The sequence below is a fragment of the Floridaenema evergladense BLCC-F167 genome (assembly GCF_041929205.2).
GTDB lineage: Bacteria > Cyanobacteriota > Cyanobacteriia > Cyanobacteriales > Aerosakkonemataceae > Floridanema > Floridanema evergladense.
The window spans coordinates 538,339-558,439 of record NZ_CM171625.1 but is presented as its reverse complement, the minus strand read 5'-3'; the positions used below and the strand labels follow the sequence as shown (position 1 = coordinate 558,439).

At 40.2% G+C, this 20,101-nt stretch carries 17 protein-coding genes; 7 read left to right on the top strand and 10 right to left on the bottom strand.

The features are described from left to right. Positions 1-97: 97 nt before the first annotated feature. From ACE1CA_RS02605 to ACE1CA_RS02585, 5 genes are all read right to left on the bottom strand, one after another. Positions 98-634 (bottom strand): type IV pilin-like G/H family protein, encoded by a 537-nt coding sequence (locus ACE1CA_RS02605; protein ID WP_486517628.1) that lies wholly within the window; start codon positions 632-634, stop codon positions 98-100. Positions 635-935: 301 nt separating this feature from the next. Beyond that, complete coding sequence (locus tag ACE1CA_RS02600) at positions 936-1,472, bottom strand: type IV pilin-like G/H family protein (RefSeq protein WP_486517628.1); 537 nt, start codon at positions 1,470-1,472, stop codon at positions 936-938. 301 nt (positions 1,473-1,773) lie between these two features. Continuing rightward, positions 1,774-2,310, bottom strand: a complete 537-nt coding sequence (locus tag ACE1CA_RS02595; protein ID WP_486517627.1) for a type IV pilin-like G/H family protein — start codon at positions 2,308-2,310, stop codon at positions 1,774-1,776. A gap of 109 nt (positions 2,311-2,419) precedes the next feature. After that, positions 2,420-3,751: a class I SAM-dependent methyltransferase gene (locus ACE1CA_RS02590; RefSeq protein ID WP_413276294.1), complete on the bottom strand. Its 1,332-nt coding sequence runs from the start codon at positions 3,749-3,751 to the stop codon at positions 2,420-2,422. 84 nt (positions 3,752-3,835) lie between these two features. Further along, a complete protein-coding gene (locus ACE1CA_RS02585; protein ID WP_413276293.1) occupies positions 3,836-5,167 on the bottom strand; it encodes a class I SAM-dependent methyltransferase in 1,332 nt (443 codons plus the stop codon). A gap of 346 nt (positions 5,168-5,513) precedes the next feature. On the opposite strand from ACE1CA_RS02585, the gene trxB reads away from it, so the two are divergent. Both trxB and ACE1CA_RS02575 read left to right on the top strand, forming a co-directional pair. After that, positions 5,514-6,884: a thioredoxin-disulfide reductase gene (gene trxB, locus ACE1CA_RS02580; protein WP_413276292.1), complete on the top strand. Its 1,371-nt coding sequence runs from the start codon at positions 5,514-5,516 to the stop codon at positions 6,882-6,884. Positions 6,885-7,002: 118 nt separating this feature from the next. Then, on the top strand, positions 7,003-8,781 hold the full coding sequence (locus ACE1CA_RS02575) for a tetratricopeptide repeat protein (protein WP_413276291.1): 1,779 nt from the start codon (positions 7,003-7,005) through the stop codon (positions 8,779-8,781). A 17-nt stretch (positions 8,782-8,798) separates the two neighbouring features. On the opposite strand, the gene ACE1CA_RS02570 is transcribed toward ACE1CA_RS02575, so the two are convergent. Further along, positions 8,799-9,359 carry a class I SAM-dependent methyltransferase gene (locus ACE1CA_RS02570; protein ID WP_413276290.1) on the bottom strand — a complete coding sequence of 187 codons (561 nt, stop codon included), beginning with the start codon at positions 9,357-9,359 and terminating at the stop codon, positions 8,799-8,801. A 219-nt stretch (positions 9,360-9,578) separates the two neighbouring features. On the opposite strand from ACE1CA_RS02570, the gene ACE1CA_RS02565 reads away from it, so the two are divergent. Further along, complete coding sequence (locus ACE1CA_RS02565) at positions 9,579-10,463, top strand: ABC transporter permease (protein WP_413276289.1); 885 nt, start codon at positions 9,579-9,581, stop codon at positions 10,461-10,463. A 33-nt stretch (positions 10,464-10,496) separates the two neighbouring features. Continuing rightward, a complete protein-coding gene (locus tag ACE1CA_RS02560) occupies positions 10,497-11,378 on the top strand; it encodes an ROK family protein (protein ID WP_413276288.1) in 882 nt (293 codons plus the stop codon). A gap of 44 nt (positions 11,379-11,422) precedes the next feature. On the opposite strand, the gene ACE1CA_RS02555 is transcribed toward ACE1CA_RS02560, so the two are convergent. Further along, positions 11,423-11,848 (bottom strand): hypothetical protein, encoded by a 426-nt coding sequence (locus ACE1CA_RS02555; protein WP_413276287.1) that lies wholly within the window; start codon positions 11,846-11,848, stop codon positions 11,423-11,425. 236 nt (positions 11,849-12,084) lie between these two features. Further along, a complete protein-coding gene (pyrG, locus tag ACE1CA_RS02550; protein WP_413276286.1) occupies positions 12,085-13,818 on the bottom strand; it encodes a CTP synthase in 1,734 nt (577 codons plus the stop codon). A gap of 190 nt (positions 13,819-14,008) precedes the next feature. Here pyrG and ACE1CA_RS02545 point away from each other — a divergent pair, with 190 nt between their 5' ends. Genes ACE1CA_RS02545 through ACE1CA_RS02535 form a run of 3 tightly spaced genes read left to right on the top strand, consistent with a single transcriptional unit; the run spans position 14,009 to position 16,934 of the window. Then, positions 14,009-14,557 carry a pyridoxamine 5'-phosphate oxidase family protein gene (locus ACE1CA_RS02545; protein ID WP_413276285.1) on the top strand — a complete coding sequence of 183 codons (549 nt, stop codon included), beginning with the start codon at positions 14,009-14,011 and terminating at the stop codon, positions 14,555-14,557. Positions 14,558-14,573: 16 nt separating this feature from the next. Then, a complete protein-coding gene (locus ACE1CA_RS02540; protein WP_413276284.1) occupies positions 14,574-16,346 on the top strand; it encodes an N-acetylmuramoyl-L-alanine amidase in 1,773 nt (590 codons plus the stop codon). 36 nt (positions 16,347-16,382) lie between these two features. After that, on the top strand, positions 16,383-16,934 hold the full coding sequence (locus ACE1CA_RS02535) for an NUDIX hydrolase (protein WP_413276283.1): 552 nt from the start codon (positions 16,383-16,385) through the stop codon (positions 16,932-16,934). A gap of 62 nt (positions 16,935-16,996) precedes the next feature. Here the strand turns inward: ACE1CA_RS02535 and ACE1CA_RS02530 are convergent, their stop codons facing one another. Beyond that, entirely contained in the window at positions 16,997-17,446 is a 450-nt protein-coding gene (locus ACE1CA_RS02530) for a DUF29 domain-containing protein (RefSeq protein ID WP_413276282.1), read from the bottom strand. A 318-nt stretch (positions 17,447-17,764) separates the two neighbouring features. Continuing rightward, positions 17,765-19,879 carry a bifunctional arginine dihydrolase/ornithine cyclodeaminase gene (gene argZ / locus ACE1CA_RS02525; protein WP_413276295.1) on the bottom strand — a complete coding sequence of 705 codons (2,115 nt, stop codon included), beginning with the start codon at positions 19,877-19,879 and terminating at the stop codon, positions 17,765-17,767. Between the last annotated feature and the right edge of the window lie 222 nt (positions 19,880-20,101).

Below are 20,101 nucleotides of genomic sequence, written 5' to 3'. Positions count from 1 at the left end.
AACAAAAACAAAGTGGGTAACGTACAGTTTGCACTACCCACCTTACCAATTAATTCAATTGAAGATTTAACAAATCTTGCCAATGGAAAATCTCATCCTAGATGCTTTGCATTGGGTCATTACACTTGACTTCAGTATCGCTAACACTTGCGGGCTGAGGGTCTTGACCTGCGGTTTTATGTTCGCAGACCACTGCTTGGGAGGTTTTGTCGGCTCCCGCAGGTCCAATCAAAGCGACGGTGCCACTGTAACCTTTGAGTGCGGTACTGAGCATTTTACCCAGAACGATCGCTTTCTTGTCATCTCCAGACAGTTCATATTTGTAGTTAGTGGTTTGTGTCTTAATCCCTACCCCTAAACTCGCCCAAGCGTTTGTGTCTGATTGGGTGACAAATTTGCTGTTTTCTGTGTAGAAAGCTTGTTGGGATTTGTTGACTGAGCTAACATATTGCTTCGCTTCTGCCTGTTTGCCTTTGTTGGCTTGGTTGAGGAAAGATGGTAAAGCGATCGCTGCCAGAATCCCGATGATGATGATTACCACTAACAGTTCAATCAGGGTGAAACCTTGCTCTCCTGATGCCCGTTTCTTTTGGTTTAGGTGGAGCAAGAATTTAGCCTTAAATGTAGAGTTCATGGAAGTTTCTCCTTTAGTTATTGATTAAGTGTTTCCTTCTTTCTATATAGAACTTACCCACATTTCTCTGGTTTCATATCACCTGAATCCCAAATTTTGGAAAATTCTTCAGTTCAATTTTGTTCAAACTAGGACTGAGGCAGAGAAATATCCTAACCGCTTTGGCGACGGTTACATAATAGAGCGAGAAAATTTTTCAGTTTCAACAAACAACAAGGTGGGTAACGTACAGTTTGCACTACCCACCTTACCAATTAATTCAGTTGAAGATTTAACAAATCTGGTCAATGAGAAATCTTTCCTAGATGCTTTGCATTGGGTCATTACACTTGACTTCAGTATCGCTAACACTTGCGGGCTGAGGGTCTTGACCTGCGGTTTTATGTTCGCAGACTACTGCTTGGGAGGTTTTGTCGGCTCCCGCAGGTCCAATCAAAGCGACGGTGCCACTGTAACCTTTGAGTGCGGTACTGAGCATTTTACCCAGAACGATCGCTTTCTTGTCATCTCCAGACAGTTCATATTTGTAGTTAGTGGTTTGTGTCTTAATCCCTACCCCTAAACTCGCCCAAGCGTTTGTGTCTGATTGGGTGACAAATTTGCTGTTTTCTGTGTAGAAAGCTTGTTGGGATTTGTTGACTGAGCTAACATATTGCTTCGCTTCTGCCTGTTTGCCTTTGTTGGCTTGGTTGAGGAAAGATGGTAAAGCGATCGCTGCCAGAATCCCGATGATGATGATTACCACTAACAGTTCAATCAGGGTGAAACCTTGCTCTCCTGATGCCCGTTTCTTTTGGTTTAGGTGGAGCAAGAATTTAGCCTTAAATGTAGAGTTCATGGAAGTTTCTCCTTTAGTTATTGATTAAGTGTTTCCTTCTTTCTATATAGAACTTACCCACATTTCTCTGGTTTCATATCACCTGAATCCCAAATTTTGGAAAATTCTTCAGTTCAATTTTGTTCAAACTAGGACTGAGGCAGAGAAATATCCTAACCGCTTTGGCGACGGTTACATAATAGAGCGAGAAAATTTTTCAGTTTCAACAAACAACAAGGTGGGTAACGTACAGTTTGCACTACCCACCTTACCAATTAATTCAGTTGAAGATTTAACAAATCTGGTCAATGAGAAATCTTTCCTAGATGCTTTGCATTGGGTCATTACACTTGACTTCAGTATCGCTAACACTTGCGGGCTGAGGGTCTTGACCTGCGGTTTTATGTTCGCAGACCACTGCTTGGGAGGTTTTGTCGGCTCCCGCAGGTCCAATCAAAGCGACGGTGCCACTGTAACCTTTGAGTGCAGCACTGAGCATTTTACCCAGAACGATCGCTTTCTTGTCATCTCCAGACAGTTCATATTTGTAGTTAGTGGTTTGTGTCTTAATCCCTACCCCTAAACTCGCCCAAGCGTTATCGTCTGATTGGGTGACAAATTTGCTGTTTTCTGTGTAGAAAGCTTGTTGGGATTTGTTAACTGAGCTAACATATTGCTTCGCTTCTGCCTGTTTGCCTTTGTTGGCTTGGTTGAGGAAAGATGGTAAAGCGATCGCTGCCAGAATCCCGATGATGATGATTACCACTAACAGTTCAATCAGGGTGAAACCTTGCTCTCCTGATGCCCGTTTCTTTTGGTTTAGGTGGAGCAAGAATTTAGCCTTAAATGTAGAGTTCATGGAAGTTTCTCCTTATAGTTATTGATTGAGCGTTTTTTCTTTATATACAGAACTTACCCACATTTCTCTGGTTTCATATCACCTGAATCCCAAATTTTTGGAGTTTTGTTCAACTCCCTTGAGGAGAGCGTTCTAGAAGTACAAACCCAATTTGCTCCAGGGTAATTAGCATCTGCTTGACGGTTTCAAAGGCGGTCATCTCGTCAGTCGGTTCTAGAGTGACCGGATTGACTGGTCGCACCTGGCACCAATGTTTGACCAAGGACGACATTGACTGTGACTTTTCCAGTAGAGGAATTAGGCCCGATATTACTGTACTGTCCATCAATAAGAGTGGTTCTTTGGTAAAGTTTAGGTATTTGGCGATTTCCATTGCTTGAGGCTGGCTGGCGCTGTCTAGCATTTCTTGTTTCACTTCTGGTACTTTCAGATTGGGATGGAGATGGACTTCCGCTCCTGACCAGTCTTCGTCAAGCCAGTCTGTTACAAGTACTGGGCTAGGGGCTGCGTTGGAGTGTCCACACCAAAAATCCAGCAAGCGGTGGACAGGATTTAATAGTTCGTATAAATGGAGACGCTCTTCTAGGGAGAGACCGGGTAGACTCATGCCGAGAAATACGGGTAAGTCTTCTGGTTCTTTAAACAGATCCATTACGTCCCACCAAGGCCAACGTATCATAGAGATAAACTCTAAGTCAGCACTTTTCAATGCGGCAAACATTTCTGGAATGGTGTATCCCGTATCTCCTTGGAACAGGTAGTTCATTAGATACCATTCTTCGTTCTCTCTGAGTTCGGGTTTCCAGGTACGCACTTTTAGCACGACATCATCTTTTAATGCTTCGATCGTTTCTCGAACTAGCTCTATTTCTAATTCCCCTGGATTTTCGTCCATAAAACCCATCAACTTAAATACTTGTTGAGCCGTAAAATAGCTGTGTCGTTGAATTGAGCTATGGAGATTAGTCCGAATAATGCCTTCTGGTTTTAAAACTGATTTCATAGCTCGTAGTCCGGCTACTAAATCGGGGATGAGATATAATACTTCGTCGCAGTTAATGTAATCAAATTCTTTTCCTAATTTGGGTAAATCCTCTATGCCAAGGACATGGAATTCTGTATTTTGAAATCCGTGATATTTTAGGCGCTGTTCGGCTAATTTAATGGAAGCTTCGGAAAGGTCGATTCCGATTATTTGTGCTCCGGGATTAGCGATCGCTAATGCTAATGATTTAAATCCGCTACCGCAACCTGCGTCTAATATAACTTTTCCTTCATTCTTGACAACTTTTTGGTATCTCAAGTAGTAAGGAGTGATCAGGTTATGGATTGATAGGAATTTAACGTTTTTTGGGTAATTATCTAGAGGAATTCTGGGATAGGGGGCTGAATCAAATTGTTGACGGATTTTTTCTATTGAATCAGGTGTTTGCTCGTTCATTGTTAAATTAACTTAATGCTTAAGTTTGGCAGTTGATAACAAGTCTAAGTTCTGGTAATGAGTGAAGGCTCAAAGCGAGAAAGCTCAATTGTTTATTGCTCTTCGCTCTATAAATACAAAGCCGAGTTGTTCTAGGGAGATTAGTAATTCTTTGACAAATTTAAAGGCAGTTTGTCGATCGCTGGCTTCGTAGCTTGCTGGATTAATCGGTCGCAACATTAGCGATCGTTCCCATAATGATTCTACAGATTGGGGTTCCTCTGTTAGAGGCAGCAATGTTGCTACTGCTGCACTGTCCATCATCAAGGAAGGATCTTTGCTGAATGCTAAATATTTGTGCATTTCTAATAATTTGATGTCTACAACGCTGGCGATCATTTCTTTTTTTACTTGTGGGACTTTTAAGCTGGGATGTATATATACCCAAGCTTCCAGCCACTCTCGATCCGTCCATTCTGTGAGGGGAACTGGGGGAGTAACTGCTCCTGGATGTCCGCACCAAAAGTCTATTAAACGGTGAATAGGATTTAATAGTTCGTATGTATGTAGCTTTTGTTCTACTGATAGATTTGGTAAGTTAGTTGCCATTAATGGCGGTAATCGATCGGGTTCTTCAAGCAAATCAACTATGTCCCAAAACGGCCAATTTACCATACTGATGAATTCTAAATCTGCTGCTCTGAGCGCCGCAAACATTTCTGGGATGGTATAACCGCGATCGCCTTCAAGTAAATAATTTGCTAAATACCATGCAGGGTCGTTCTCATACTGAGGTTTCCAGGTGTTAACTTTCAGAGAAACATTATTTTTGAGGGCTTTCATCGTTTCCCGAACTTTTTCTATTTCTGGCTCTCCAGGAGCTTGATTCATCAATCCCATTAAATCAAACAATTTTTGAGCCGCATAAAAGTCTGCTCTCACTCTTGAACTATGCAGGTTAGCCCGGATGATTCCTTCTGGTTTTAGCACTGACTTCATTGCTTGCAATCCCGCCACTATGTCGGGTAGCAGGTACAAAGTCTCATCGCAGTGAATATAATCAAATTCTCTGCCCAGTTTGGATAAATCGTAGATAGAGAGAGGATAAAACTCTACGTTTTTAATACCGTGATATTTTAAGCGTTCTTTTGCTAATTTGACAGACTCTTCGGAAAGGTCAACTCCAACGATTTTTGCTCCCGGATTGGCGACTGCTAACGCTAAGGATTTGAAGCCTGTGCCACAGCCCGCATCTAAAATTACTTTACCTTCTGTCTCTACAACTTTTTTGGCTCTTAGGTAATAAGCTGTCGCCATGTTATAGAGGGTCAGATATTTCATGTCATTCGGGTAATCCTCCAAGGGAATTCGCGGATATGGCGCTGCATCAAATTGCTGACGAACTTTTTCTAGGGAATCTAATGCTTGCTCATCCATTTATTCAGTTCTCCTAGTTTATCTATGCTGGTAAGTAAAGATATATAATACCTACGCTACCTTCAGTATTCCCGTTTTTTCCGCAAAACTACCATTAAACCTCTTAAGATAAATCCCTGGAGGGTAAAGCATTTGTGCCGGAAAATGCTGATGCCTACGGTACGCACTCGCGATCGCCTGTACAGCCATCGATTTTCGCAAGAGGTTTACTGGCAACTTGTTGTCGGCTCTAGGCTGCTGATAAGGGATTAGATAAATTTTCTATTACTTGCTCAAACTAAGCTCAATAATGTTACAAAACCTTATGCTATATTATTAAACGTAGTCGTTATGAGTTTAATTAACTATGACAAATACGAATGTAGAGAATGTGGTAATTATTGGTTCTGGGCCTGCGGGATATACAGCAGCGATTTATGCGGCGCGGGCTAATTTAAAACCGTTTGTATTTGAAGGTTTTCAAGCAGGGGGGTTGCCTGGTGGTCAGCTAATGACGACGACGGAAGTGGAGAATTTTCCGGGTTTTCCTGAAGGGATTACTGGGCCACAATTAATGGATCGGATGAAGGCGCAGGCGGAACGTTGGGGTGCGGAGTTGTTCACGGAGGATGTGACTTTTGTGGATTTAAGTCAACGTCCGTTTGTGGTTCGTTCTGAGGAAAGGGAAGTTACAACTCACAGTATTATAATTGCTACAGGTGCGACGGCGAGACGGTTAGGTTTACCTAACGAACACCAATATTGGAGTCGGGGAATTTCGGCTTGTGCGATTTGTGATGGCGCGACTCCGATTTTTCATGGTGCTGAGTTGGCGGTTGTTGGTGGGGGTGATTCGGCGTTGGAAGAGGCGGTTTATTTGACTAAGTATGGTTCTCGCGTGCATTTGTTGGTGCGAAGCGAGAAGATGCGTGCTTCTAAGACGATGCAGGATCGGGCCTTGAGTAACCCAAAAATTACGGTACATTGGAATACTCTGCCAGTGGATGTGGTGGGTGAAGGCGATCGGATGACTGGGATCAAAGTCCGCAACACACAAACAGAGGAAGAAAGTGTAATTGAGGTGAAGGGTTTGTTTTATGCGATCGGTCACACTCCCAACACTTCTTTGTTTAAAGGACAATTAGAACTTGATGATGTGGGTTACATTGCCACTAAGCATGGTTCGGTAGAAACTAGTGTGGAAGGCGTGTTTGCTGCGGGTGACGTGCAGGATCATGAGTTCCGCCAAGCGATCACGGCTGCTGGTACTGGTTGTATGGCAGCGATGTTGGCGGAAAGATGGCTTTCAGCTAATAGTTTAATTCAGGAATTTCACAAAACACCTGATGCGGAAAAGGCTGATAGCCCTGAAGAAGTGAAGGAAAGCAAGGAAGTTTTAGAGGCTGAGTTTAGTATTGATGATACTCGCCATGAGGGTGGCTTTGCGCTGCGGAAGTTGTTCCACGATAGCGATCGCTTATTGGTAGTTAAGTACGTTTCTCCTCATTGTGGCCCTTGTCATACTCTCAAGCCAATTCTTAACAAAGTTGTAGATGAGTTTGAGGGCAAAATTCACTTCATCGAGGTGGATATTGAGAAAGATCCAGATATTGCAGAAAATGCTGGAGTGACGGGAACGCCGACAATTCAATTCTTCAAGAATAAGGAATTGTTGACAGAACTCAAGGGAGTAAAACCAAAGAGTCAATACCGTGAGTTAATTGAAAGTTATCTTTAGTGTTTGATCCCCCCTAACCCCCCTTGGTAAGGGGGGAACAAGACTTTACTTTAAATCTGCTTCTTAAGCCAGTTATGCTAGGAATGTCAGATTTAAGTAAAGAAATTAATTTATAAAAATGGTGAATTTGGCACAACAAGCAGCGGAATTTTTACTTCAAGATGAGTACGATCAGGCGATCGCTATCTACGAAGAATGTATTGCTGCCGATCCTAACGTTATGTTTAATTATTGGATGTTGGGATTGACTTTCCTTTTACAAGGAAGAGAAGAGGAAGCACAAGCTTGTTGGTTATCAGCAATACTATCAGGAAATTCTGTAGAAATAGAAACTTGGACAAGGGAATTAATTGAGATTTTGGAAACCGAGGGAATACAACGTTTAGAAGCTGGTAAATACGAACAAGCAGAAAGAATTTATTTGCAGATTATAGAACAAGTACCCGATCGGGCTATTGCTTATAAAAATTTAGGTAATGTTGCGTTGCATCAAGGGAAGTTGGTGGAGGCGATCGCTTATTACCAGAAAGGGATTGAATTAGAACCTAATGAGGCAATAACTTATTACCATTTAGCGATTGCTTTTCATCAGCTGGATCGGTTAGAAGAAGCGATCGCTTGTTATCGTGAGTTTCTTGGTTTTAATCCCAACGATCCGATAACTTTAAACAATTTAGGTAATGCTTTGCAGAGACAGGGTAAATTTGCCGAAGCGATCGATTGTTACCAAAAATCACTGGCTTTAGATGACACCAATGCTTTAGCTTATAATAATTTGGGAACTGCTTTTAATAGTCAAGGCAATTTAGCAGCAGCACTTGCTTGTTTTGAACAGGGTTTAATTTTAGAGCCAAACAACGCTGAATCTCATTATAATCTAGCTACATTTTATCAGGAACAACGTCTGTATGAAAAAGCATTAGCTTGCTGCGATCGGGCTATAGAAATTAACCCAAATTATGCTGATGCTTATTGGACTCGTTCATTAATTTTACTTAGATTAGGAGACTATAAACGCGGTTTTATTGAATACGAATGGCGTTGGCAAAGAAAGGAAAATAAACCACGTACTTTATCAAAACATATTTGGGATGGCGCAAATTTAGCAGGTAAAACTATTTTACTGCAAGCCGAACAGGGCATGGGAGATTTGATTCAATTTATCCGCTATGTACCTTTATTAGTAAAGCTTGAAGGTTGTGTAGTAGTCGAATGTCACCCGCCACTTGTCAGGTTATTAAAAAGTGTTACTGACATCAAAAAGGTTGTAGCTATAGGCGATCGATTGCCTGAATTTGATGTTTACATTCCCCTGCTTAGTTTACCGAGAATTTTGGGGACAACGCTAGAAACAATTCCAGCCGAAATTCCCTATTTAAAACCTTGGGAATCTGTTAGTTTAAAATTGGAAATACCATCTAGTAATTGTCTAAAAGTTGGGTTAGTATGGGCTGGTAATCCCGAACATCCAAGCGATCGACAAAGATCCTGTTCGCTACAGGATTTTTTACCCATTTTAAATTTGCAAAATATTGTTTTCTATAGTTTACAAAAAGGTGTCAAGTCAGCAGAAATCAACGAAATTTCTTGCCCGACAAACTTATTAGATTTAAGCAGTAAAATTAATGATTTTGCTGATACCTCGGCGGTGATATCGCAACTGGATTTAGTAATAACTGTGGACACATCTGTTGCCCATTTAGCTGGAGCATTGGGTAAGCGAGTATGGGTACTTTTATGCTACAATGCTGACTGGCGATGGCTGACTGAGCGAGAGGATAGCCCTTGGTATCCAACTATGCGTTTATTTCGGCAAAATCGACGGGGAGATTGGCAAGAATTAATCGAAAGGTTAGCCCAATCTTTGCAAGAATTAGCAACAAATAAGCAGGGCTAATGCTACTAATGAATTCCTTATTTTACAACTTCTAAAACCATTTCAATTTGTTCAATCAAGTTATTGTAATAAGTGCTTTCTGAAAGGAGAAATTCCACGTCTACTTCTGGTTCTGGGTGGAGATTAAACCAAAAAGAACTAGGTTTATAAAATGTTTCAATTAATTCAAAATTAACACCTAAATATAATCCAAGTGAGGAATTAGCAGCTTGTTCTTCTATCCATTTACGATTTAATCGTTGGGAAAAAAGCGACAACCCCATAGGAGTTACTACCCGCACATGAGTAGGGTCATCAAAAAAGAAATCGTGACGGTGATGAGGTACAACGATCGTAATTTTTGCGCCCGGTTGACAGATGCGATACATTTCTTTAATAAGATTCAGATAAGTTTTGCTATCTTGCCCTAAATGTTCCAAAACGTGAATGAGCAGGATTTCAATTACTGAATTATCTTTCCAAGGCCAAGGAAAAGTTTCTAAGTCGTGTTTGACATCGGGATTACCGTATTTATCTACGTTAATATAACCCTCAAAGTGTCTTTCACCACAACCTAAATTCAGCCGTAAGTCAGTCATACTTGTAGTTTCCCTTTGAAAAAATGTATTGAATTTGAGTCAGCTAGTGCAAGAGGGGAGAAAGCAAAAGGTAAAGAAAGTTTGTCACAAGCTTTTTAAGTTTAGTTTAGATTAATCTTAGCGCTTAACATAGACTTTACTCCAGTGATAGATGGAATTGCGGAAATTAAACGGACATTACGAAGTATGATTTAATTTAAGTAGTTTTCTCGCTCTGCAATGACTCCGACAAAAGTTCAGTTTCCTAAATTGTTACGATTTTCCCAAAGTGCAAGTCTCTCGATGCAATTAATGACGATCGGGTTTATCATTACTCTAATCTTCGTCTTAGTTGCTATCTTAGCCCCAACATTCCAATCTTGGGGATGGTTACAAGACCCCACGCAATCATTAAAAAACCCGATTAACGAACCTCCTTCTTGGCAACATTGGTTTGGTACAACTAGCCAAGGTTACGATGTTTTTTCCCGGACTTTGTTTGGTAGTCAAGCAGCTATACAAGTAGTAATTCTCGCCACAATATTGAGTTTGTCGATCGGTGTACCTTTAGGTTTAATCAGTGGATATTTAGCCGGAAGATTAGACCGATTATTGCTATTTTTGATGGATAGCATTTACACTTTACCAGGATTATTGTTGTCAGTAACTTTGGCTTTTGTGGTCGGTAAAGGAGTTGTAAATGCTGCGATCGCACTTAGTATATCCTACATTCCTCAATATTACCGAGTGGTGAGAAACCACACAGTTAGCGTCAAAAACGAATTATTTATTGAAGCGGCGCAAGCAATGGGTGCAGACACTTGGACAGTGCTTTCTCGCTACTTATTTTTAAATGTAATTCAAAATGTTCCGGTGTTATTTACTCTTAACGCCGCTGATGCTATTCTCATACTTGGAGGATTGGGATTTTTAGGATTAGGACTTCCCGACGAAGTACCAGAATGGGGACATGATTTAAAATTAGCTTTGGAAGCATTACCCACAGGTATTTGGTGGACAGCCCTTTTTCCTGGTTTAGCCTTAACCTTATTAGTAGTAGGATTATCTTTATTAGGTGAAGGATTGAGCGAATTTTTTAATCCAAAATCCCGAAGACAACAGTAAAGCAAAATCAAATCAAAAATCTAAAATTGCCAGATGCAAGCAGAAGTAATAGGCATAGACTTGGGAGGAACCGCAATTAAATTAGGTCGGTTTTCTAAAGATGGTAAATGCGAACAATCTTTAACAGTACCGACACCCCAACCTGCAACACCAGAAGCAGTTATTCAAGCATTGGTAGCAGCAATAAATAGTTTGGAAATAGCATCAGTAAAAGCGATCGGAGTGGGTACTCCAGGGCCAACTGATGCGGCGGGAAAAGTTGCTAAAATTGCAATTAACTTAGTAGGTTGGCAAGATGTACCTTTGGCTGAATTACTGGAAACAAAAACAGGTTTACCAACTATTATTGCTAATGATGCTAACTGTGCTGGGTTAGGGGAAGCGTGGTTAGGTGCAGGAAGAAATTTTCGCAATTTAATATTACTAACTTTGGGTACTGGAGTAGGCGGCGCAATTATTTTAGATGGCAAACTATTTACAGGACATCAAGGCGCAGCAGGGGAATTAGGGTTAATTAGTTTAAATCCAGAAGGGCCAAAATGTAATAGTGGAAATTGTGGTTCTTTGGAACAATATGTCTCAGTGCAAGCAATTCGTCGCCTCACGGGTTTAGAACCTTTGGAATTAGGGGAATTAGCTGAAAAAGGCGATCGCCAAGCTTTAGAATTTTGGCAAAATTATGGCAAAAATTTAGGTGTAGGTTTAGCAAATTTAATTTATATTCTCACCCCGGAAGCAATTATAATTGGTGGCGGAATTAGCGCCAGTGCTAAGTTTTTCTTTCCCGCAGCTTTAGCAGAAATAGAACAAAGAGTTTTACTTAGTTCTCGCGCAGGTTTGCAACTTTTGTTAGCAGAATTAGGCAACCAAGCGGGAATGGTAGGCGCAGCCAAGTTAGCATGGCAAATGTTATAAACAATAAATCCCCGACTTCTTGAAGAAGTCGGGGATTTATTAAATTATTCTTCAATTAAAGATAAACCAGTTGATTGTTTAATATAATTCTGAATTTTTCTGTATGCTTCTGCGTTATTACTGGGCTGAATTATAATCGGTAACGACCCTTCCGGCAACCAAAAAGTAATTCTGCCATTTGGTTCTAAGCAAAAAGTACTAATCTTTTTAAGATTAATTATATACTCCTTTTGTTCGTAATCAAATCTTACCCAGTGTTCCTCGAAAGCTATGTTGGTGGATTGCTGAATGTAAGCCGTTATGATGCGATGTACTTCTGGATTTGCATCGGGGCTAATGACAAAGGGATAGGAACTATCTGGTAGCCAAAACGTGATCCTCCTGTTTGGTTCGTAAGCAAAACCAGTAAGGCGGTCTAGGTCTACTATATATGCTTTTCTGTCGTAATTAAATTTAATCCAGTATGTCACAGAGATTCTTCCTCGCGATCGCTATTTCCTCTATTCACTCGTTTTTTAATCAATCCGTATAAATCTGTTTCCTTGAGTATAAAATAGTTCAGCTAATTCATATTGAAAGTTTTCAATTGACTCAGCTGATAAAGCTAGAGGGAAAGGCTAAAAAGTATTTTTTTCACCTTTCCCTTTTTTCCCTTTCTCACTTCTGCCTTTCCTGGGTGAAATTGTCCATTTTAAGTGGTTAATTTTCAGTATTTAATTTCTGTTGTAGCATTCAAAATGGGGTCTTTATCAGCATCAGCAATTATCACTTGTTCGATGGTATTTACTGTTGGTGAAATAATGAATTTTTGACTGGGTATAGAAGTTACGCTTTCTCCAGATTTAACTTTGTTAAAGGCTGCTTCAATAAAGCCTTTAAATAAAGGGTGAGGTGTACTCAGACGCGATTGAAATTCTGGGTGAAATTGGGTAGCAATGAAGAACGGATGACTGGTAAGTTCGATAATTTCTACTAAGCGCCCATCGGGTGAAGTACCGCTAATAATATAGCCATTTTCTAAAAACAGGTTGCGATAAGCGTTGTTAAATTCGTACCTGTGACGATGGCGTTCATAAACTACTTCTTTTTGATAGAGTTGTTTAGCCAAAGTATTCGGTGCTAATCGACAAGGGTAAAGTCCCAATCTCATGGTACCGCCCAAGTTTACTACATCATGTTGTTCGGGCAAAAGGTTAATCACTGGATTAGGAGTATTCGGATTAAATTCGGCACTATTTGCATCTTTTAATCCAGCGACATTTCTTGCCCATTCCAAAACAGAACATTGCATTCCTAAGCATAAACCTAAGAAGGGAATTTGATGTTTTCGGGCGTATTCTACAGCGCTAATTTTACCATCTACACCGCGACTGCCAAATCCTCCGGGCACAACTATACCATCAACATTTTGCAGATATTTTTCTGCATTTTCAGCTTCAATATCTTCTGAGTTTACCCATTTTAACTTTAGGTCGAGGGAAAGTTCGATCGCACCATGACGCAAGGCTTCTACCATTGATAAGTAAGCATCACTTAAGCTGACATATTTACCTACAATAGCAATTTCAATGCTATTTTTAGGACTATAAAGGCGATCGACTAAAGTTTGCCAATTACTTAAATTAGGTTTGCGCTGTTCTAATTGCAATAATTCTAATGCTTGTTGAGCTAATCCTTCCCTTTCTAAAAGTAGCGGTACTTCATAAATACTTTTAGCATCAATGGAAGCAATGACACATTCTTCTGCTACATCGCAAAATTCGGATAATTTACGTTTGAGACTATTGGGAATTGGCCGATCGCTCCGACATACTAGAATATCTGGTTGAATCCCGATCGATCGCAATTCCTTTACTGAATGCTGCGTTGGTTTAGTTTTCATTTCCCCCGCTGAGGGAATCCAAGGTACTAAAGTAACGTGCATATAAAGCACATTTTGCCTTCCCACATCTTTCCGAAATTGGCGAATTGCTTCTAAAAATGGCAGCGATTCAATATCTCCTACTGTGCCACCAATTTCTGTAATTACCACATCAGGATTAGTATTTTTAGCAACTCGGTGAATGCGCTCTTTAATTTCATTAGTAATATGGGGAATTACTTGCACTGTTCCCCCCATATAATCACCACGTCGTTCTTTATTAATTACCGCCTGATATATTGCGCCTGTAGTAACACTATTGAGGCGAGACATTGATGTATCTGTAAAGCGTTCGTAGTGTCCTAAATCTAAATCTGTTTCCGCACCATCTTCGGTGACAAAAACTTCTCCATGTTGAAAGGGACTCATTGTTCCCGGATCGACGTTAATATATGGGTCTAGTTTCAGGATGGAGACAGAATAATCCCGCGACTTGAGCAACCGCCCCAAGCTTGCTGCTACAATTCCCTTGCCAATACTAGAAACTACACCGCCTGTTACAAAGACAAACTTAGCCATAAAATGCTTAAATTGAGAGCGTTCTTCCAAGCTACCCGGTTAATTGTGCCACAATCCTAACCTTTGTGATTATGGTCTACAACCCCTTACACAGGATAGCATTTTTGTCAAAGAGTTATTCCGTTAATTTTACCCAAAATTTCTTTTAGTCGATCTTTTGTAAATCTCTAATGATGTATCGAGGTTATTTATGGCTAAATTTTACACTCAGTTGGACGATCGTTTACGCCAATTTATTGAAGAACAAAAGGTATTTTTTACTGCTACTGCGCCAAATTCTGGGCGAATTAATTTATCACCCAAAGGTATTAATACTTTTCGTTGTCTTGATGCCAAAACTGTGGCTTATTTAGATTTAACTGGTAGTGGCAATGAAACGGCGGCTCATTTATATGAAAATGAGCGAATGACAATTATGTTTTGCAGTTTTACGGAGAAACCTTTGATTTTAAGACTTTATGGCAAAGGGCAGGTAATGAGTCCGAAAGATGTAGAATGGTCGCAGTTTTATAATTTGTTTGATTCTTTACCGGGAGAACGACAAATTATTGTCTTAAATATCGATTCAGTGCAAACCTCTTGCGGTTATGGCGTACCAATTTTTGAGTTTAAGGAGGAAAGGCAAACTTTGAAAGAATGGGCGATTAAAAAGGGCGAACAGGGAATTTTTGACTATTGGCAACAGAAGAATCAAACCAGTATTGATGGATTGCCAACCAGAATTTTAGAAAATCGTTAAGGATGCAAGATTACTCATGGAAAAACCTGTAAAATTAGCTGGGTTAGGAATTGGAATTGCTTTTACTATATTTAGTTCAATTACAGAGATTACTATGGCACAACAATCCTTAATTATTTCTTTCCCTCCACAGAGCGAATATCAAACAAGTTCTGATAAAATGTTTTTTTTGGGTTCTGCACCACCCGCAGGCGATGTGTTAGTAAATGGGCAACCAATTCAAAGGAGTCCGGCAGGACATTTTGCGCCGAGATTTGCTTTAAAAGTAGGCGAAAATGTCTTTGTTTTCCGCTATCAGAATCAACAAAGACAGATTAAAGTCAATCGGATTTCTCAACAAGCAAATTTACCAAAAGGTTTAGCTTTTGCTCAAGGTTCCTTGTTACCTTCAGTAAATATTGCTAGATTACCGGGAGAGTTGATTTGTTTTAGTGCGATCGCACCAAGCAACGCTAAAGTTACTGTTAAATTAGGCGATCAAAATATTCCTTTATCTCCTCAAGTAAAAAATGTAGAATTGCCCTCCAATTCAGCAGTTTTAGCCAATCAAAATCAACCAATTACTACTTCAGTAATTGGAAAATATGAAGGTTGCGCTGTTCCTTCAGAAGCGGGAGAATTAGGATTTCCAGAATTTCAATTAACTGCAAATGGAAATACTGTATCTCAGGTAGGTAAAGGCAAAATTTCCATATTAACTCCCGCAGATTTAGAAATAGCTGAAATAATTGTAAATGAAGGAGTTGCCCGCACTGGGCCAAGCACAGATAATTCACGTTTAACACCTTTACCAAAAGGCACAGTAGCAACAATAACTGGGCGAGAAGGTGACTGGATAAGATTAGATTATGGTGGTTGGATTAAAGCCGCAGAAGTGCGAATTTCCAGAGGAAGTGTACCACCAAAATCGATTATTCGGAGCGTGAGTGCGCGAGAAATTCCCGGTGCAACTCAAGTAACATTTCCCTTGCAAGTTCCTGTACCTGTGAGCGTACAACAAGGCGATCGTACTTTCACCCTTACACTTTACAACACCACAGCCCAAACTGATACTATTCGCCTTGATGATAACCCGTTAATTTCTCGTTTGGATTGGCAACAAGTCGCACCAAATCAAGTGCAGTATACCTTTAATTTAAAGTCCGATCGGCAATGGGGTTATCAACTAAAATATGAAGGAACGAGTTTAGTTTTAACTTTAAGACATTCACCAACACCTTCCTCACAAATTGAGAAACCTTTAACGGGTATTACTATTTTATTAGATCCCGGACATGGGGGAACAGAACCAGGGGCAGCAGGGCCAAATGGTTATTTGGAAAAAGATGCTAATCTGAGTGTATCTCGATTATTGCGAGACCAATTAGTTGCCAGGGGTGCAACAGTTTTGATGACGAGAGAGGATGATAAAACTGTATCTTTGCCAGAACGGGTAGCGATGATTGATAGTGTACAACCTGCGATCGCAATTTCCATTCATCATAACTCCCTTCCCGACTATGGCGACGCTTTTAATACTAGCGGTGTGGGAACTTTTTGGTATCATTCTCAAGCCCATAGTTTAGCAGTATTTTTGCAAAAATATGTAGTGCAAAAATTAAACCGCCCTTCCTACGGAGTGTATTGGAATAACCTCGCATTAACTCGCCCTTATTCCGCCCCTTCAGTATTATTAGAATTAGGTTTTATGAGCAACCCTTTTGAATTTGAATGGGTAACAAATCCTCAAGAACAAAGTAAGTTAGCTGCAATTTTAGCAGATGGAATTACAGAATGGTTTAAGCAGTGATTGGGGATTGGGGATTGGGGACTGGGGACTGGGAAAATGACAATAAAAAAATGGAAAATTCTTAAATCAAAACTCGTTTTTAATAATAAATGGGTGTCAATTCGGCAAGATGAAGTAGAATTGCCGAAAGGGGAAATCATTGATGATTTTTTCGTCGTAGTTCGTCCAGATATTGCCTTAGTTTTCCCCGTTACTGAAAATCAAGAAATTGTGTTTGTGCGCCAATATCGACACGCGACTGGGGAAATTTTATTAGAACTTCCAGCAGGAAGTTTTCACCCAGAAATAGAAGATGCGGAAGTTGCGGCGCGAAGAGAACTAGAAGAAGAAACAGGTTATGTTGCAGAGGAGTTGATTAAATTGGCAACTTTATACGATAATCCGATTAAAGATACGAATAAAATTCACTTATTTTTGGCAAAAAATGTGCAGTTAACCGGAAAACAAAATCTTGATATTACAGAAGAAGTGGAAGTAGTTTTAATCCCAATTGCTCAGGTAATGACTAAAATTACTAATGGGGAAATTCGAGTTTCAGGAACGATCGCAGCTATTTTCTTAGGATTTAATTTCTTGTCTGAGAGTTAACAACAATAGAAATTACTGCCTTTTTTACATCAGTCCAATTTGTCTGCTTTCAACAAGTGGAATTATCTAGGCCACCAAGTCCGATCGCGTAGTTCATCAAGAGAGTAGGGGCATTGAGAAGGAAACTCAACCGAATTCTGAGTTTTTAATTCCACATAACCTTTTGCATCCTGGTAGATCTGTTCTAATTCATCTTCTAAGTAATTAAGAAGGGTTGTTGTTAATTTTCGATTTAGTTGTACTCTAAAATTATAAATTTCACTTTGCCAATGAGCAGAATTATTATCTCTTTCATTTGTCCAATATTCTAGCAATAATAAGTGCCGAATTATCTGCTCTAAAAGACTGACTACAGCATTTCTCTCTCTTCTACCCAATTCTTCTAATTCCTCAATTAAATTTTCCAGATCGAGTGAGTCAAATTGTCGATTTTTCAGAAGTTTGATGGTCGTATCCAACCATTTAATGTCATCGACTTCATAAAGCTCTTTTAAATCAGTGATACTTATCATGATTTCCTCTTTGTTGGCAAAGAATATGTTTTACTGAGTTTATTAGCAGGAAATCTATATGTTTACAGGTAATATGTTAGCATAACAGGCGACCTTCCCTGTCTCTAACTTAGATCTTGCACTATGAGTCTGGAACTTGAGTCTCAGGCGTATTTTAGAACTGGTGCAAGATCTGAACCCCCAAAAGGGCGAAGAAACTCCCACAATAGATGAAATGAACAAGAGTTTGAGCAAATTTGTTTCTTAGGAATCTCATAAAAAAAACTGCCCAAAATTTGTAAATTAGGGCAGATGAAATATCTAAAAGATTGGGCTAAACTAAATAGTCTTAGCGATTTGATAAGGACTAGTTAATTTATCCAATTGTTTGGTTAGCAAACTGAGGAATAAACCCACATCGGTAACAACACCGACAGATTCGATCGAACCCCGATCGCTTAACTTAGTAACAACAGCTGGGTTAATATCCACACAAACCATCTTCACGCCCGCAGGTGTCATATTACCCACACCGATCGAGTGCAACATGGAAGAAAGCATTAAAATCATGTCGGCACCTTGCAGCAATCTGGCATACTCTTCTTGTGCCTTAATCAAATCCATTTCGGTATCTGGTAAAGGGCCATCATCACGAATTGAACCAGCTAAACAGAAAGGCACATTGCTGCGAACACATTCGTACATTACGCCATTTTTAATTACGCCATTTTCCACAGCTTTGGCGATACTTCCATAACGACGAATGGTGTTAATTACCTTTAAGTGGTGACGGTGCCCACCGCGAACAGCAACACCTCGCTTCATATCCACACCTAACGAGGTTCCCATCATTGCTTGTTCGATGTCGTGAACTGCGATCGCATTTCCACCCAACAAAGCTTGCACGTAACCTTCCCTGATCAACCAGGAAAGATGTTCTGCACCACCAGTATGAATCACCACTGGCCCTGCTGTCACCACCACTTTACCGCCTTGATCGCGGATTTGGCGCAATTCCCAAGCGATTTGTTCCACCACCAATTCTACACGGCGTTCGCTGGAAACACCCGAACCCATAAAGCTGAATTCTTGAGTATTTCTTTGTTCGCGAGACTCTGTTTTGCGAATTGTGCGGATACCTTCCACACCCACAATTACATGATCGCTAATTTCCAAATCTCTGAGTAATTTACATTTAGCGATCGGTCCGTCTGGAGTAAAGTTTACTGCGATCGCACCATCCATCCGCTGATTTTGTACCTTCACCCATTCGCATTGTACGCGCACTTCCGTTGGGTAAATTGTAGTAACGTAAAAGTCATCTGGCGCAACACCAGGAATAGTTACAGGTTCCGTATTTACATCACAAATTTCTTGAGGCGGAGGTAACGCACCCAGATCGATCAACTGAGACATAATCTCTTCCATAATCTCACGATCGGGAGCAGAAACTTTTATCTCAGCAGAAGAAGTGCTTTGGCGTTGTTCTCCCAAATGGAAATTTAGGACTTGAAAACTACCACCATTTTCTACAATTAAGTCTAAAGCCTGATTAATTAAACCAGAATCCAACAAATGACCTTCCAAGCGAATAGTGCGACTTTCCACAGAAACTAAACTGTGAACTTCCACTCTCACAGGTTCAGTTACCCGCAAAGTCAAGCATTTCGCCGCCCCACCAGCTTTTAAAAACTCAGTTAATGGTGTTTCTATTACCTGAAAACCACATTCTTTCAACCGTTGCTTTAAGCTGTCACTTGTTTTATTCATCACCACTACGTCATCAACGTTGACAGCGTTACAAGCAAAGTTAACTGCGTCTGCTTCTGCGATCGCAATGCGTTTTTCTGGCGCAACTCGCATTTCAATCAAACGATTTGAATAGGAATCAAATGCTGGAGGATAGTAAAGTAAATAACCACCAGCTAAAGGACAAAAGCAAGTATCTAAATGATAGAATCGCTCATCAATTAAGCGCAAAGAAAGCACTTCAATATCTAACCATTTTGCCAAATAAGGGTGAGAATCTAATTCCGAACGGAAACCATAACCCGCCCATAACCAACGACCTTCGCGATCGAGTAAAGCATCACCCGCACCTTCAAAAGGCAAATCTTTCGGTAACTCGTAAACAGTATAACCTTGGTCTTCAAACCACTTTTTGAAATAAGGTTCTTCCCCTTGACGTTCCTTATGATAAAAACGACTTAAAACTACAGTTTTACCTAATACTAAACCAGCATTAGCGGTAAATACCATATCAGGCCAACCTTTCTCCGGGTTAACCAAATCAACTAAAGCATGATCTTTTAAGACGTGGTGCAGTTTTTCCCACTGTTCGACGGCGCGATCGCGCGAAGACTTGTGTATATTGCCCTCCATCCAGGGATTAATCACATAATCTACGTCGTAGTGATCGGGAGGACACATCAGGAAGCGAATCGGATCGATCATAATAAAATTAGCTTGCTCAACTTTACGGCTTGGGTTTATATACATAAGCCGCAGCGAACCTACCCCTAGTCAAACTCTCAGGAATAGATGCGGGTCATACATATTAAAAGCCAAATCTCTATTTTAGAGTACAAGGGTAGAGAAAGAATAAATTGTTTGCCCCATTTTTTAGTTTAATTGCCCAGAAACATCCTCTAATCTAGATGCAGAACTAGCAAAAAA

Coding starts and splice junctions, on each gene's coding strand:
- ACE1CA_RS02600 (WP_486517628.1), bottom strand. CDS start 1,472: ATGAACTCTACATTTAAGGCTAAATTCTTGCTCCACCTAAACCAAAAG.
- ACE1CA_RS02570 (WP_413276290.1), bottom strand. CDS start 9,359: ATGACTGACTTACGGCTGAATTTAGGTTGTGGTGAAAGACACTTTGAG.
- pyrG (WP_413276286.1), bottom strand. CDS start 13,818: ATGGCTAAGTTTGTCTTTGTAACAGGCGGTGTAGTTTCTAGTATTGGC.
- ACE1CA_RS02530 (WP_413276282.1), bottom strand. CDS start 17,446: ATGATAAGTATCACTGATTTAAAAGAGCTTTATGAAGTCGATGACATT.
- ACE1CA_RS02585 (WP_413276293.1), bottom strand. CDS start 5,167: ATGGATGAGCAAGCATTAGATTCCCTAGAAAAAGTTCGTCAGCAATTT.
- ACE1CA_RS02540 (WP_413276284.1), top strand. CDS start 14,574: ATGGAAAAACCTGTAAAATTAGCTGGGTTAGGAATTGGAATTGCTTTT.
- ACE1CA_RS02575 (WP_413276291.1), top strand. CDS start 7,003: ATGGTGAATTTGGCACAACAAGCAGCGGAATTTTTACTTCAAGATGAG.
- ACE1CA_RS02535 (WP_413276283.1), top strand. CDS start 16,383: ATGACAATAAAAAAATGGAAAATTCTTAAATCAAAACTCGTTTTTAAT.
- ACE1CA_RS02560 (WP_413276288.1), top strand. CDS start 10,497: ATGCAAGCAGAAGTAATAGGCATAGACTTGGGAGGAACCGCAATTAAA.
- ACE1CA_RS02595 (WP_486517627.1), bottom strand. CDS start 2,310: ATGAACTCTACATTTAAGGCTAAATTCTTGCTCCACCTAAACCAAAAG.
- ACE1CA_RS02545 (WP_413276285.1), top strand. CDS start 14,009: ATGGCTAAATTTTACACTCAGTTGGACGATCGTTTACGCCAATTTATT.
- argZ (WP_413276295.1), bottom strand. CDS start 19,879: ATGATCGATCCGATTCGCTTCCTGATGTGTCCTCCCGATCACTACGAC.
- trxB (WP_413276292.1), top strand. CDS start 5,514: ATGACAAATACGAATGTAGAGAATGTGGTAATTATTGGTTCTGGGCCT.
- ACE1CA_RS02565 (WP_413276289.1), top strand. CDS start 9,579: ATGACTCCGACAAAAGTTCAGTTTCCTAAATTGTTACGATTTTCCCAA.
- ACE1CA_RS02590 (WP_413276294.1), bottom strand. CDS start 3,751: ATGAACGAGCAAACACCTGATTCAATAGAAAAAATCCGTCAACAATTT.
- ACE1CA_RS02605 (WP_486517628.1), bottom strand. CDS start 634: ATGAACTCTACATTTAAGGCTAAATTCTTGCTCCACCTAAACCAAAAG.